Raw genomic sequence first — 14695 nt, forward strand, 5'->3', positions numbered from 1 at the left:
AAAAGAACAGCCTCCCCGTTGCCGGGGAGGCTGTTGCCTTGTCCATTATTTAGCTGCGACTGCGAACGTCTCGAATTGCTTGGCGTCCATGACGCTGCGCGCCGTTACAAAGCGGGACTTATAATAGGAGCTGTTAAGATCGTCGATGATAACGCCGCGGCTTGTAGAAGCGTGGGCAAATTTGCCGTCGCCTACGTAGATGCCTACGTGCGTGATTCCGCCGTTTACCTTGCCGCTTGTGTCGAAGAAGACAAGATCGCCTGGCTGCAGATCAGCCTTAGCGACTTTGGTTCCGACCGTAGCTTGGTCTACCGATCTACGAGGAAGATCAATGTCCATCTTCTTGAAGATGTAGCTGGTAAATCCGGAGCAGTCAAAACCCTTTGTGGTGGATCCGCCGTAAGAATAAGGCGAGCCGATCGTACCCTCGATAATGTTGTCCATCTCCGAGCTTGCGAAAGCGCTTCCTGCTTGGAAAGCTAGCAGAAGCACAAGCCCTAGTAATACAGAGCTAATCTTCTTCTTCAACTTGTGGTTCTCCTTCCGGTGCCGACGAGGTTAGCTGTGGGGTTCGGTTGAAGGTTCCCTATGACTTCTCAGGCGCTGTAGAACACCAGACGTCGAAGTCAATTCACCCAAAGTGGTTCCCCCGTTTCCCGATTGGGAATTAGGCAATGTCATCCAAAGTTATTTTCTAAGGATTATAATAATGGCAAAATGTAGATTCGTGTTGAATATGAGAAGATATTAATATTAGATTTATAAATAATCCGTTTCAAATTCAAAAACCATGGGTAGAAGGCGCTTCCAAAGCGTGTAATTTAGCTAAATTTTGTGTATCATAAGGAGATACAATGAATCGGCTGTCGTTATTGAAAGCGGCGAGGCGCGATAAGGCGAAGGGTGTTGTCCCGTGTCGGACAATCCTTTATAAGTTCGAGTTCAAAAAGTTCGGTTTTCAGCACATGAGCTTATGCTTCCGATGCTGCGTTTTTTCAAAAACGCTGTAGAAGATTGAATGAAAGTAGAAACTGAGGAGCGGAGCGTAGTGGAAGCTACGTGAGCACCTACAATGTTTCCGGAGGAAACATACTTCGAAAGCATATGCTTAGTTTTCGCTTGCATTCAAGATTCGATATCGAGTAGGCTTCATGGCATACTTCGTGATCAAAAGCGGACTTTTTGAACGTCCTCTATAAGCAACGTTAGAATCGACGTGAAGGCCTGGGGAATGCGAGACAGTCCCCGGATGGGCGCACGAGTGGAAAAGGGGTAGGTCGCTAGTGGAAAACACAATGGAGAACAAGTCGTCATCCTCCAATTTCATCAAAAATATTGTCGTGGAAGATTTAAAGAGTGGCCGCGTGCAAGAAGTCGTTACGCGCTTCCCGCCGGAGCCGAACGGCTATCTGCATATCGGACATGCGAAGTCGATCTGTCTGAACTTCGAGCTCGCGGATGAGTTCAAAGGAAAGACGAATCTGCGCTTCGATGATACGAATCCCGTCAAGGAGGACACGGAGTACGTTGAGGCCATCCAGGAGGACGTGCGCTGGCTGGGCTTCGATTGGGATGAGCTGCGGTTCGCTTCGGATTACTTCGAAGAGTTATATAATCGAGCGGTGCTTCTTATTAAGAAGGGGAAGGCCTACGTCTGCGATTTGACGGCGGACGAGATGCGCGAGATGAGAGGGACGCTTACGGAGCCGGGCAAGGAAAGTCCCGGCCGGAATCGCAGTGTGGAGGAAAATCTGGATCTGTTCGCCCGGATGCGCGCGGGAGAATTCAAGGATGGCGAGCGAGTCCTGCGGGCGAAGATCGACATGGGTTCGCCAAATATCACGATGCGCGATCCCGTTCTCTATCGGATCTCCCATTCGCATCATCATCGGACAGGCGACGCTTGGTGCATCTATCCCATGTACGATTACGCCCACCCGCTCAGCGACGCGATCGAAGGGATCTCCCACTCCGTTTGTACGCTGGAGTTCGAGGACCATCGTCCGCTATACGACTGGGCCATCGCGGAGTGCGAGATGGAGAGCACTCCCCGCCAGTACGAATTCGCTCGGCTCAACATCACCAACACGGTGATGAGCAAACGTTATTTGAAGCAGCTCGTAGACGAAGGCGTTGTAGACGGCTGGGACGACCCGAGGATGCCGACGATCAGTGGCATGCGCCGGCGCGGCTACACGCCGGAGGCGATTCGCGCATTCTGCCGCGAGATCGGCGTTGCCAAAAGCAACAGCGTCGTGGACGAGCGGAACCTGGAGCACTTCATCCGCGAGGACCTGAAGCTGAAGGCGCTTCGGACGATGGCGGTGCTGCGGCCGCTTAAGGTTGTCATCACCAACTATCCGGAAGGACAGACGGAGCTGCTGGAAGCGGAGAACAATGCGGAGAACGAAGAAATGGGCATCCGCCAAATTCCGTTTTCGCGCGAAATTTATATCGAACGCGACGACTTTATGGAGAATCCGCCGAGCAAGTATTTCCGCTTGTTCCCCGGCAACGAGGTGAGGCTGAAGCATGCTTACTTCATTACTTGCCAAGAGGCCGTGAAGGACGAGAACGGCGAAGTCGTAGAGCTTCGCTGCACGTACGATCCGAAGACGAAAAGCGGGAGCGGATTTAGCGAGCGCAAGGTGAAGGGGACGATCCATTGGGTTGAAGCGTCGCAGGCGGTACCGGCGGACTTCCGTTTATACGAGCCGCTTATTTTGGACGAGGCGTCGCAAGGCTCCGATAAGTCGTTCCTGGAACGCATCAATCCGAATTCGCTGCAAGTCGAGCAAGGTTACGTGGAGCCGAACATGAAGGACGCTGTCGGAGGCGACAAGTTCCAATTCTTCCGCCACGGCTACTTCAGCGTCGACTCCAAGGATTCGGGCGGCGGCAAGCTGGCCTTTAACCGAATCGTGTCGCTCAAGAGCTCGTTCGACCCGACCAAGGCTTAGGGAGCGGGAGGGCCTGAGATCGGTGAGAGTTGGAGGTCTAGGATCAGCGATGGCGCGGGGGCTAGAGATTAGCAGGAGCTCGAGGGCCAGAGATCAGCGAGCTGGAGTGCCAGAGGACAGCGAGAGTGCGGGTGCCAGGGAGGGGCGAGAGCTGTAGGCCTAGAGATCAGCGGAGTTGGAGGTCCAGGGATCAGCGAGGGCGCTGGGGTCAGGGAAAGGCGAGAGCGGGTCGACCTCGTCAGGTGCGTGCCGACTGGCGGGCGCGGACTCGCCCAGACTGATGAGTTCGCTCGATCTGGGGGATTAGCTCGAACTTACGGATGTGCTTGGCTCCGTGGAGCGCCGCGCCGGTCCAGCCTCACGGCTTGGCCGGCGTTTTTGGAATGGCGGCAGAATGCAGGTAGCGGGCTAAATGAATGGAGCGAGTTGGCAGACGGTAGGGATTTAGCAGACAAGTGTGGGCTAACGGACATGCGAGACGTTATTGGTGCGAAAACGGATATGGAGCGATTCTAAGGGACATAGAAGACGCTATATAGCTCCGTACGAGCCAGTTGGCTGTTGTTGAGTGGTTATAGCGTCGCTGGTGTCCGATAAAATTCGGAAATGCGTCGAAATGGGCAAATAGCGTCGTTGTTGTCTGTTAGAATTGGAGTAACCGCGGGTTGTATGTGAGAGCGTAACGGTTGGTGAAGGAGCGTCAACGAGGAACGCCGACAAAATGGGCAAAAAGCGCCGCAGATGTTCGTAAGAAGTTGAGTAACTAGGCGCGAGGGGGCGGGACAATGACGGTAACCGAATCAGGGGCGAACCCGCCAAACTCGCCGAACCCATCGGACATGTCGAATCCGCCGGACCCGCCGGAACTACTGAACCTACCAAACCTACCAAACCTACCAAACCTACCAAACCTACCAAACCCACCAAGCCAACCGAACCTACCGGACCTGTCGAATACGCTAAAAGCGCGGCTCATTCCGATCTGCCACGGGGTGATTTTGGCTGGAGGGCGAAGCTCGCGCATGGGGCGGGACAAGGCATTGCTGCCCGTGGGAGGACGACCGCTGCTGGCGCGACTCATCGGCGAGCTGCGCGAGGCGGTGACGGGCGAGATCGTTGTGGCGGTTAGCTCGCCAGAGCGGGAAGTCGCCTATCGGAGCTTGCTAGGCCCGTTGCCTGGCGGAGTCTCATTCCTCCTCGACCGGCAGCAGGACGCGGGGCCGGTTGCCGGTCTCGCGGCGGGACTTGCCGCGCTGCCGGATGGCTATGCGTATGCGACCGCCTGCGATACGCCGGAGCTGTCGCGACAATGGCTCATGCGTCTGCTGCGCGAAGCGGAAGCGAGCGGCGCCCCGGCAGTCGCCGCCCAAAACGAGCCGCTTCACGCGCTGTACCACACGGGGCTCGCGCGGCTCGCGGAGCGGGCGTTAGCCGACGGCGATTACCGTCTGATGTCCTTGCTGCGCCGCGCCGGAGCCGTCGAGCTGACACTGACCGAGCAGGAGAAGGCGGCATACGGACTCTATAATCTGAATACGCCGGAGCAATACGAGACGTATTTGGCGAACAAGCCTCATAAGATAGAAGAATGAGTGAGTACAATAAATAAGAGAAGCGGGACGACGATGGCCGCAACAGACAGCAAGAGCAGCTGGAGCAGTCGGCAGAGGATGACGGAAGGCAGGGACATCGTAGATGACTGACATCAATCAGACGTATGAAATAAGGGACGCAGCCAAGCGGGATTTGGATCGCATCGTGGAGATATACAATTCTACTATTGCAGGGCGGGTCGTGACAGCGGATCTCGAGCCGGTATCGGTAGAGAGCAAACGGGCCTGGTTCAACGACCATTCGCCGGAGGAAAGACCCATCTGGGTTGTTCGCAGGCGGGAAGACGGCGAAATCGCGGCTTGGCTGAGCTTCCAATCGTTCTATGGCAGAGCCGCTTACAAGGCGACGGCGGAGATCAGTATCTATATTGCGGAGGAATACCGTTCGCAAGGACTGGGCTCCTACCTGATCGAAAAGGCGATAGAGGCATGTCCGCGGCTGGGTCTGACGACGCTTGTCGGCTTCGTCTTCGGTCATAACGGGCCGAGCCTGGCGTTGCTCGAGAAGTTTGGATTCCAGCGTTGGGGCTTGCTGCCGAGAGTGGCTGTATTGGACGGCGTGGAGCGGGATCTGGTCATTGCGGGTCTTCGAGTAACGTAACTTCACGCAATACTCGGCTCCCTTCCAGCAAGGGGCGGTTAGGAGGTGGCGGTGGTCAAGCTGTTTCGGAACGCCTACAGTAAGAACATCTTTTTTAACGGCTTCTTGTTAATTTGCGCATTGGTCTATACCGCTATTATGTTATACTTGCTATTCTATCGGAATCGCTATTTCTATACCGGTTATGCGTACAATTTGGTGCCGTTCGATACGATAGAGCGATATATCGTGCATCGGGACCACTTCAACTTCGACACCTGGTTCAAAAATTTATTCGGAAACGTCGTCCTCTTCATCCCCATCGGTATGTTCCTACCGTTGTTTAACAAGCGGTTCAGGTCCGGCTTCCGGATGGTGACGGCTTGCGTGACGATAATTACGTGCGTGGAGCTGGCGCAGATGTTGCTTCGCGTTGGCAGCTTCGATATTGACGACATACTGCTGAACACGGCGGGCGCCTGGATCGGTCTGATGCTGGTGCGGCCGTTCATGACAGAAGGGAGATTGAACAAGTGAGCAAGTTCTGGAGTCCGCTTGCAGCTTCGCTCGTGCCATACGTGCCCGGTGAGCAGCCCAAGGACAAGACCTATGTAAAGCTGAATACCAACGAAAATCCATACCCGCCTTCCCCTGCCGCGCTGAAAGCGATGGAGGACGCGGTTAATGACGACCTGCGTCTTTACCCCGATCCTACCTGCGACGAGCTCGTTCAGGCAGCGTCGAATTATTACGGCTTGTCGCCTGAGCAGACCTTTGTCGGCAATGGCTCGGACGAAGTGCTGGCGTTTGCTTTCGCGGCGTTCTTCGATCCCGCGAAGCCGCTGTTGTTCCCGGATATTACATATAGCTTTTACAAAGTTTACGCCAAGCTGTATGGACTGTCGCCCAAGCTGATTCCGTTGGACGAGGAGTTCAACATCCCCATGGAGCAGTTCCAGGGCGAACACGGCGGCATCATCATGCCGAATCCCAACGCGCCGACGGCGCAACTCATTCCGCTGTCCGAGATTCGCTCCCTGCTGGAGCGCAATCCTGACAACGTCGTCATCATCGACGAAGCATATATCGACTTCGGCGGACAATCAGCGGTAACCCTGGTGCCGCAATTCCCGAATCTGCTCGTCGTGCAGACGTTGTCGAAGTCTCGTTCGCTAGCGGGACTTCGCGTCGGCTTCGCATTCGGCTCGGAGGAATTGATCGACGGACTTAATCGGATTAAAAACTCGTTCAACTCCTACACGATGGATCGTGTCGCTCTTCGCGGCGCGGTAGCCTCGCTTGCGGACGAAGCTTATTTCCGCGAAACGACGGATAAGGTGGTTGCGACCCGTGATCGCGTGGCTCAGCAAGTGAAGGAGCTTGGCTTCCGTTCGACGGACTCCAAGGCGAACTTCCTGTTCATCAAGCATCCTGCTATTCCGGCAAGCAAGCTGTTCGCGGAACTTCGGGAGCGGGGCGTGCTGGTGCGCTATTTCAATTCCCCGCGCATCGACAACTACTTGCGGGTCTCCATCGGCACCGACGAGGAGATGAATACGTTCGTCGGGGCTCTGAGGGAGATCGTGGAGTAGCGGGAAAACGGTCCGCGGCAATGGCGCGGTATACTGCGCTAACCGGTCTAACTATCCACACTGAGCAGTGATGCCCATACCGAGTTGGCTGCTAAGGCCGAGATACGTTGCGCAGGCTGAGTTGCGCAGCTCATCCCGACCTGCGTTGCTAAGGCCAATCTGCGCTGCCTAGACCGAGTTGCGTTGCCCATACCGTTGGCCCCCGCCGCAAAGAAAACCTCTGTTAGGGTTTTCTCAGGCCGAACGGATTTCAATGGCGCGGAACAGAGCCAATTCATAAATAATCGCCAAACAAAACAACAGCCATGACAGGCACCCGGATGGGACGGGACCTTGCATGGCTGTTGTTTTTGGTTAGTGGCGGGCGCCTGCGGCGCATGATCGCCGGAGAGTCGGAAGTCTCCGGCGAAGTCTGCCGCGCGCGAGGCGCCCGCATTGCGAGCCAGCACTCCCGTGCTCCGACGGCTTAATGGCGGGTGCTATAGGAAGCACGGAAGCGGTCGCGGTGAAGCCGTCTGAGGAGGACGGCCTCCGTCCGGCCCGCGGATTGAAGTTGTGCAGACGTGCTCAAACAAACTTTATCACTTGCCTAGTGGTGCGAAATTGCTCAAACAAACTGCTGCAATGTGTCTAGTGGTGCTGAATTGCTCAAACAAACTGTTGCAACGTGCCTAGTGGTGCTGAAGTGCTCAAACAAACTGCTGCAATGTGTCTAGTGGTGCGGAAGTGCTCAAGCAAACTGTTGCTACTTGTCTAGTGGTGCAGAAGTGCCTAAACCTACTCCTGTTACCTACTGCCAATTGTGCATTTATGCTCAAATTAATGTCTGTAACCTGCCTAATCTGCTGGAATTGTTCAAATATACACAAATGTGGAGCCTGTTAAGGTTGAATCGGCTTTTCTGATCCTCGATTTGTACATATTTGATCAATTTGGCTTTCAGCGGCCATTTTTCGTCGAGTAATTATGTATATATGCACAATTACTCTCGAAGCATCCCTCCCCCCTCAAAGCACCACCCGCAGCATCCATCAAAGCTCCCCTTACAGCATCCTTCGCAACATCCACCACAGAGTAAATAAAGAGCACCACGCGCCTTTCTTTGCAGAGTAAAAAATGAAGAATGCCACGCCCGCCCTCCCAAACAAAGGAGGCTTGCCAACGAATGGAGCCGAGCAAACGCTGCTGCGATGCCCGCGACTCTTCCCATTTACAACCGCCTCGCCTTGGAAACGTACCGCCGGACAACCGGGCGGCAAGGTTCAGCCGCCGCTACTGAGCCATCGTCGAATCCTCGACGCGGGCACGGCCGCCTTGGGCAATCCATGTCCGCTTCCAGCTGCCTTGCACCAGGGCGATAAGCGCGATACAAGCCAAGGCAATAACGCTGAGGATAAGGAAGCCGGATGTGTAGGAGCCCGTCGTCAGCTTCAGGTTGCCCAGAATCTTTGGCAGGAAGAAACCGCCTACTCCGCCTGCTGCGCCGACGATGCCCGTCACGATGCCGATCTCCTTCTGGAATCGCTGCGGCACCAGTTGGAATACGGCGCCATTGCCCATGCCGAGCGCCATCATCGCTATAAACAGCAGGATGATCATCGCGGTAAGAGGGGGCAGCGACGAGACGCTGGCCAGCATGATGCCGACGACGCCGTAGAGAACGAACAGCATTCGCACGCCGCCGAAGCGGTCGGACAACCATCCGCCGATGGGACGGAAGAAGCTGCCCGCGATGACGCACACGGTCGTGAAGTCCGCTGCGCGGATCGGGTCCAGGCCGTATTGCGTGTTGAAGAAGATGGTCAAGTAATTCGACAAGCCGACGAATCCGCCGAAAGTAACGCTGTACATGATGCAGAACATCCATGCGTCGCGCTGCTTCAGAATCGCTCCGTAGTCGCGGAGCTTCTTGGGAGCGGGCTGATCAGGGCTGTCCTTGGCGATCATGCTGAACACGATGAACACGATCACGATCGGAATCAGCGCCAGGCCGAATACCGCCTGCCAGCTGCCGTAATGCTCCGCGATCCGGTTGGCGAACAAGGTGGCGAATACCGTGCCGCTGTTGCCTGCGCCGGCGATACCCATTGCCAGTCCCTGATATTGCGGCGGGTACCACCGGCTGGCCAGCGGCAGAGCTACGGCGAAGGATGCGCCCGCGACGCCGAGCAGCATAGCGACGACGTACAGCTCGGATAACGAGCTAACGAATTGCCAGCCGTAGACGAGAGGGATCATCGTGATGATCATGCCGAGCTGTCCCGAACGCTTCTGCCCGATGCGATCAGCCAGGTAGCCGAAAACAAGCCTGAGGATGGAGCCGCCAAGAATCGGCAGGGCGACCAGATTGGCTTTTTGCGCCGCGTTCATCTCGTAGTCGCCCATGATAATAACGGACAACGGCCCAAGGAGGACCCAGATCATAAAGCTGACATCGAAATACAGGAACGAGCTGAACAAGGAAGGACTGTGGCCGCTCTTAAGAAATCCGTTGCGTTGAATCATCGTGAAGCATCTCCTCTCCAATATAGGACGATCTGTAAACATCAAAAGCCGCACGCAATCCCGAAGGACTGTTGTGCGGCTTCATTGCCATGGCGGCACGACATTGTGCTCGCTCGATATGATTAAGGGGAGTTCCCTTCCGTGACGGGACCTCATCATTGAAGTTCGTCACGAAGGCTCACTTGCATACTTGCATTATAGAGTGTGGGTTATGTTGATGTCAATATACCTTACATAAAAATTATCCGTGGATGAGTTGATATACTTTCACGATATTGGCGGCAACTTCACCGATCCTTTTCCGTTCATTCATAGCTTGCTTGCGCAGGAAATCGTAGGCCTCGTTCTCCGAGATGCCTTTGATCTCGCTAAGAACCGCCTTGGCTTGATCGATCCACTTGCGTTCCTCCAAGCGGAGCGACAGGCTCGCTTTCTCTTCTGCCCAGCGTTTGCGCTGCTTCCAGCCGTGGATGCCGAAGCTCAGCGCATAGCCCATCTCGGTGGGACACATGGTGGGGAACAGCAGGCCGTCAAGCGCAAATCCCCAGTCTTCCTGCTCCGGCTTCGCGTCTTTGTCCAGGAAGCTGTTCAGCCAAAAAATCGGCAGTTTCCTGGTTCCGGTCAACGCGTGCTGCAGCTTCAGCATCTCCGGAGCGGGCGCGTGGATGACGGCAACGTCGGCGATCATGACAAGTCCAAGCGCGTCGGCCTCGCTTTTGACGCAATGCAGCTTTTTGCAGTTCCGGCGGAGATTGTCCGTCGCCGTGTCTGCCCCGGTTGTTCTGGGCTCGATGAACAGAATGATTTTCAGCATGTTTGACTCCACCTCTTATCGTCCGATTCGTCGCTCTTGGGAAATTTGTAAGTAAATATAACACAGCGCTTGATCTCTGTCGATGGTAGGAATGGGCTGTTTGAGGACCTGTTAGTGAGAAAAGAAATGAATTCGGGTTGCTTTACCACATGAACTAGGTAAAAATGCGGTTTTTTCGGAAAATTGCAATTCGTATTGGCTAAAACAACCGCTTCTAATCGCGTTCGCTTGTCATGGCAGTACTTCCTTAAAAAAATATATGTTAGCTTATGTTTCTTGGATGCTAAAATCAACACTTCAGCCCAAAACATGTTAGATATATTGACATAACTGTTGAAAGGCAGGTATACTTGCAATAATTATACCAAGTCGGCACAACGGCGTGTCGCATCCTGGTTGGCAAAGAGGCCTACTTCCTTCATGCATGGCGCATGTCGGGGGTAGGCTTTTCATGTTTTACGAACGCAGGAGGGGACCACGATGAAGAAACTGGTGATGGTTGGCAACGGCATGGCGGGAGTGTCCTTTATCGAACAGCTGCTTAAGCTTAATCCCAACAGATACGAGATTACGATTATCGGCGCCGAGCCGCATCCGAACTACAATCGGATCATGTTATCGTCCGTGCTCGCCGGCGATGCCGACATGAAAGATATTGTATTAAACGACTGGAGCTGGTACGAGGACAACGGCATTAAGCTCCATACCGGACACACGGTGACGAGCATGGATGCGGAAGCGCGCAAGGTCGAGACCGATGGAGGTCTCGTCATCCCTTACGACGAGCTGGTGCTGGCGACGGGATCGTTGCCGTTTATGTTGCCGCTCCCGGGAGCGGATAAGGAAGGCGTCATCGCCTTCCGGGACATGAAGGACTGCGAGACGATGATCGAGACGGCCAAAACTTACCGCAAAGCGGTCGTGATCGGCGGTGGCTTGCTGGGGTTGGAGGCCGCGCGCGGCCTGCTGAATCTGGACATGGAGGTCAGCGTTGTACATGTTACGCCTTACCTGATGAACCGGCAGCTGGATGCGACCGCGTCCGTTATGCTCCGGGAGGAGCTGGAACGCCAGGGCATGCATTTCCTTCTGAACAAGCAGTCGGAGCGGATAATTGGGGGCGATCGCGTATCCGGGCTGAAGTTCAAGGACGGTACGGAGGCGGAAGCCGACCTGATCGTCATGGCGGTAGGCATCGTGCCGAACGCGGAGCTTGCAAAGCGCGGCGGGATCAGTGTGGGTCGAGGCATTCTGGTCGATGATTATATGGGCACGAACGTACCGAACATCTATGCCGTAGGCGAATGCGCCGAGCATCGCGGCATCTCCTACGGGCTGGTGGCTCCGCTCTACGAGCAGGGAGCCGTGCTGGCCAAGCGGCTGGCGGGCGTCGATAGCGACGGCTACCACGGAACGGTGCTGTCCGCGAAGCTGAAGGTTTCGGGCGTGAACGTATTCTCCGCCGGCATCTTCCTGGACGAACCGGGCACGAAAGCTCTTCGGGTTCAGGACGATCTGGACGGAATCTATAAGAAGGTCGTTTTCAAGGACGGCAAAGTCATCGGTACCGTTCTCTTCGGCGACACGGCGGACAGCTCGCGCATTTTCTCCTACATTAGAAGCGGCGAAGATTTCTCCGGCAGGGAGAAGGAGGTTCTGTTCGGCGCGGCGGGCGGCGGGAAAGGAACGAGCCATACGGATCTGGTGTCGGCCATGAGCGGCGACGAGATCGTCTGCGGCTGCAACGGCGTAACGAAGGATACCGTCGTGGAGGCGATCACGGAGAAGGGCTGCGTCAGCATCGGCGAGATTAAGGCGTGTACCAAGGCGTCCGGCTCCTGCGGCGGCTGCAAGCCTTTAATCGAAGCGATTCTCGAAGCGACGGTCGGGGCGGACAATATCACCGCGGCCAAGGAAGGCATATGCGGCTGCACGACCCGCTCGCGGGAAGAGGTAGTGGAAGCCATTAAAAGCATGCGGATGACGAACACCAAGGAAGTCATGCATGTGCTGGGTTGGCATAACCCGGAAGGCTGCACGAAGTGCCGCCCCGCAATCAATTATTATCTCGGCATGATCTGGCCGGAGGATCACGAGGATGAGCCGGAATCGCGGTTCGTCAACGAACGGAACCATGCCAACATTCAGAAGGATGGCACCTTCTCCGTCGTGCCCCGCATCTATGGCGGCGTGACGACGCCCAAGGATCTGAAGCGCATTGCGGACGTGGCGCAGAAGTATGACGTGCCTCTGGTGAAAATCACGGGCGGTCAGCGGATCGACTTGCTTGGCGTGAAAAAAGAAGACCTGCCGAACATGTGGAAGGATCTCGACATGCCATCGGGTTACGCGTACGGCAAAACGCTGCGCACAGTTAAAACCTGCGTGGGCAATACGTTCTGCCGCTTTGGTACGCAGGACGCGATGAAAATGGGCATTGAGCTGGAGAAAAAATTCGAGAGATTGAGCACTCCGCACAAGTTTAAGTTGGCCGTATCCGGTTGTCCGCGCAACTGTGCGGAGGCGACGATAAAGGACCTGGGCGTTGTAGCGATCGATGGAGGCTGGGAGCTGTACGTGGCCGGCAACGGAGGCACGAAGGTGCGTGTCGCGGATCTGCTCGTGAAGGTAAAGACGGAGCAAGAGGTTTTGGACTGGACGGCGGCTTACATGCAGTATTACCGCGAAACGGGGGAATGGGGCGAGCGGACGAGCGAGTGGTGCAACCGTGTAGGTCTCGATACGATTAAGGAAGCGTTGGCCGGCAAGGAAGACCGGGATGCTCTTATTTCGCGGATCGACAAGGCGCTAAGCTTGATGCAGGAGGATCCTTGGAAACAAATTATCGAGAACGACGGCTTGCGCAAGGCGTTCGACGCGCTTACCGGACCGACTAGTCCCGAAGCTGCTGCGGCCGGCGAGTCCAAATGAGAGAATAGGCAGGGGGAATGTAACCATGACGGAACTGATTGTCGCCCATGTGTCGGAATTTCAGGAACGCAGAAGCCGCGTATTGAAGCTGGAAGGAATTGAGATCGCCGTATTCAAGCTGTCGGACGGCAGCCTGAAGGCCATCGAGAATAGCTGCCCGCACAAGCAGGGGAAGCTGTCGGAAGGAATGGTATGCGATCATCACGTCTACTGTCCGCTGCATGATTGGAAGATCGATCTGAAAGATGGCAAGGTACAGGCGCCGGACGACGGCTGCGTGACGGCATTCCCGATCCGAGTCGACGAGCTTGGCAACGTGCATCTGTCCGTTAATCTGCCTGATATGCGAGCTTCATAAGAACGCGGATGGAATGGAGGGTTGGAAAGATGGGAGCAGCTCGGATGGCAGGCGTCACGGTTGCGGTCACAGGACCGCGCAAGGCGGAGGAGATCGGGCGCATGATCGCCAAGTTCGGAGGCGAGACGGTCGTGCGGCCTGCGCAAGGAACGGTATTCCTGGATGACAGCATTATCGAGGAGCAGCTGAGGGAACTGATACGGCATCCCGCGGATTGGCTGCTTCTGACAACGGGGGTCGGGACGGAGGCGCTTCTGCAGACGGCGGAGCGGCACGGGCTGACGGCCCCCTTTCTGGCAGCGCTCGGCAAAATGAACATAGGGGCACGCGGCTACAAAACGGTCAACGTGCTGCGGAAGATCGGCATAACGCCCGTCATCCGCGACAACGACGGCACGACGGCCGGCATGCTGGCGGAAATGGGCGACGTCGGTCTGCACGGCAAGCGAGTCGTTCTCCAGCTGTACGGAGATCCAGCGCCCAAGATTACCGGCAAGCTGCGCGAACTCGGCGCCGTTTGCGAGGAGCTGCTGCCGTATCGGCATGTTCCGCCGGAAGGCGACTCCGTCGAGGTGCTGATCGACGAGGTGCTTCGGAGCGCCGTACAGGCGGTTGCTTTTACGAGTACGGTGCAGGTGCGGTGCGTTATGCATATCGCTGAATCGCTTGGCAAGCGGGAGGCGCTGCTTCGGGCATTCGGCGATGGCGTGCTGGCGGTAGCCGTGGGGAAGGTGACGGCCGAGGCGCTGACGGAAGAAGGCGTGGAGCGGGTGCTCTATCCGGATGAGGAGCGGATGGGCAGCATGGTCGTAGCGATCTCCAAGTATTACGGCAGCCAATCGGCGAGCGGCGGCGAGGAAGGCGGGAAGGACAAGGAAGACGAGGAAGGCAAGAGGGGCGAAGCGGACGAGGAAAGCGAGGAAGGCATGAAGGGCAAGAGTGGCAAGGACAGCAAGGAAGGTAAGGAGGGCAAGAATGGCAAGAAGAGCGAGGCGGACGAGTTTGCCGCCGTTGCCGGTATTGCCGGCGATTGCGCGGCCTCGGATATGAAAGTGTGAAGGGAGATGGCAATGATGGTGAGTTGCTAAGGTTCGTCAATTTGCCGGGCAGGTCCGGGAGTTGACTAGCCCTGTCGCCATCGTCAACGGCCCGGTTGTGAACTTGCGCGAGAGCCTCGCATGGCGGGAAGCCGTCGCGGCGTTGAGCGTGTAGGTGAGCTATTCGCTTCGCGACTTGACGGCATTGATGCCACGCGAATTTTAGGTGCGGGCGCAGGGGGCTTAGTGCTCGAGTAGTTGAAGTGCATAATGCGGCGCGGCTAGCAAAAGCCCGAGAAAATCGG

11 protein-coding genes and 1 riboswitch are annotated in these 14695 nt (G+C 56.0%); of the genes, 8 read left to right on the forward strand and 3 right to left on the reverse strand.

Going from position 1 to position 14695, the window contains the following annotated elements; all coding sequences use genetic code 11:
* Positions 1-45: 45 nt before the first annotated feature.
* Positions 46-528 carry a C40 family peptidase gene (locus tag H7F31_RS04660; protein WP_187103228.1) on the reverse strand — a complete coding sequence of 161 codons (483 nt, stop codon included), beginning with the start codon at positions 526-528 and terminating at the stop codon, positions 46-48.
* A gap of 4 nt (positions 529-532) precedes the next feature.
* Positions 533-684: riboswitch (cyclic di-AMP (ydaO/yuaA leader) on the reverse strand.
* A gap of 611 nt (positions 685-1295) precedes the next feature.
* Between H7F31_RS04660 and H7F31_RS04665 the strand changes: the two genes are divergently transcribed.
* The 5 genes from H7F31_RS04665 to hisC all read left to right on the forward strand — a co-directional run bounded on the left by H7F31_RS04665 (position 1296) and on the right by hisC (position 6745).
* Entirely contained in the window at positions 1296-2960 is a 1665-nt protein-coding gene (locus H7F31_RS04665; protein WP_087569968.1) for a glutamine--tRNA ligase/YqeY domain fusion protein, read from the forward strand.
* Between the two features lie 839 nt (positions 2961-3799).
* The gene (locus tag H7F31_RS04670) at positions 3800-4552 is read left to right on the forward strand and encodes a molybdenum cofactor guanylyltransferase (RefSeq protein ID WP_261800476.1); all 753 of its coding nucleotides are present in this window, start codon (positions 3800-3802) and stop codon (positions 4550-4552) included.
* Between the two features lie 103 nt (positions 4553-4655).
* On the forward strand, positions 4656-5174 hold the full coding sequence (locus H7F31_RS04675) for a GNAT family N-acetyltransferase (protein ID WP_187103230.1): 519 nt from the start codon (positions 4656-4658) through the stop codon (positions 5172-5174).
* Positions 5175-5225: 51 nt separating this feature from the next.
* Positions 5226-5690 carry a VanZ family protein gene (locus tag H7F31_RS04680; RefSeq protein ID WP_187103231.1) on the forward strand — a complete coding sequence of 155 codons (465 nt, stop codon included), beginning with the start codon at positions 5226-5228 and terminating at the stop codon, positions 5688-5690.
* Positions 5687-6745, forward strand: a complete 1059-nt coding sequence (gene hisC / locus H7F31_RS04685; RefSeq protein WP_187103232.1) for a histidinol-phosphate transaminase — start codon at positions 5687-5689, stop codon at positions 6743-6745. Before H7F31_RS04680 ends, hisC begins: the two co-directional genes overlap by 4 nt.
* Before the next feature lie 1272 nt (positions 6746-8017).
* On the opposite strand, the gene H7F31_RS04690 is transcribed toward hisC, so the two are convergent.
* Together H7F31_RS04690 and H7F31_RS04695 are read right to left on the reverse strand one after the other, a co-directional pair.
* Positions 8018-9250, reverse strand: coding sequence for a nitrate/nitrite transporter (locus H7F31_RS04690; protein ID WP_187103233.1), 1233 nt, complete (start codon positions 9248-9250; stop codon positions 8018-8020).
* A gap of 241 nt (positions 9251-9491) precedes the next feature.
* Positions 9492-10064, reverse strand: a complete 573-nt coding sequence (locus H7F31_RS04695; RefSeq protein WP_261800301.1) for an ANTAR domain-containing response regulator — start codon at positions 10062-10064, stop codon at positions 9492-9494.
* A 480-nt stretch (positions 10065-10544) separates the two neighbouring features.
* Here H7F31_RS04695 and nirB point away from each other — a divergent pair, with 480 nt between their 5' ends.
* Genes nirB through H7F31_RS04710 form a run of 3 tightly spaced genes read left to right on the forward strand, consistent with a single transcriptional unit; the run spans position 10545 to position 14411 of the window.
* Positions 10545-12995 carry a nitrite reductase large subunit NirB gene (nirB, locus tag H7F31_RS04700; RefSeq protein ID WP_187103234.1) on the forward strand — a complete coding sequence of 817 codons (2451 nt, stop codon included), beginning with the start codon at positions 10545-10547 and terminating at the stop codon, positions 12993-12995.
* Positions 12996-13020: 25 nt separating this feature from the next.
* Positions 13021-13353, forward strand: a complete 333-nt coding sequence (gene nirD, locus H7F31_RS04705; RefSeq protein ID WP_187103235.1) for a nitrite reductase small subunit NirD — start codon at positions 13021-13023, stop codon at positions 13351-13353.
* A 29-nt stretch (positions 13354-13382) separates the two neighbouring features.
* Complete coding sequence (locus H7F31_RS04710) at positions 13383-14411, forward strand: uroporphyrinogen-III synthase (RefSeq protein ID WP_187103236.1); 1029 nt, start codon at positions 13383-13385, stop codon at positions 14409-14411.
* The last annotated feature ends 284 nt before the right edge of the window (positions 14412-14695 follow it).

This window comes from Paenibacillus sp. PAMC21692 (genome assembly GCF_014303795.1).
GTDB classification, from domain to species: Bacteria; Bacillota; Bacilli; order Paenibacillales; family Paenibacillaceae; genus Pristimantibacillus; species Pristimantibacillus agaridevorans.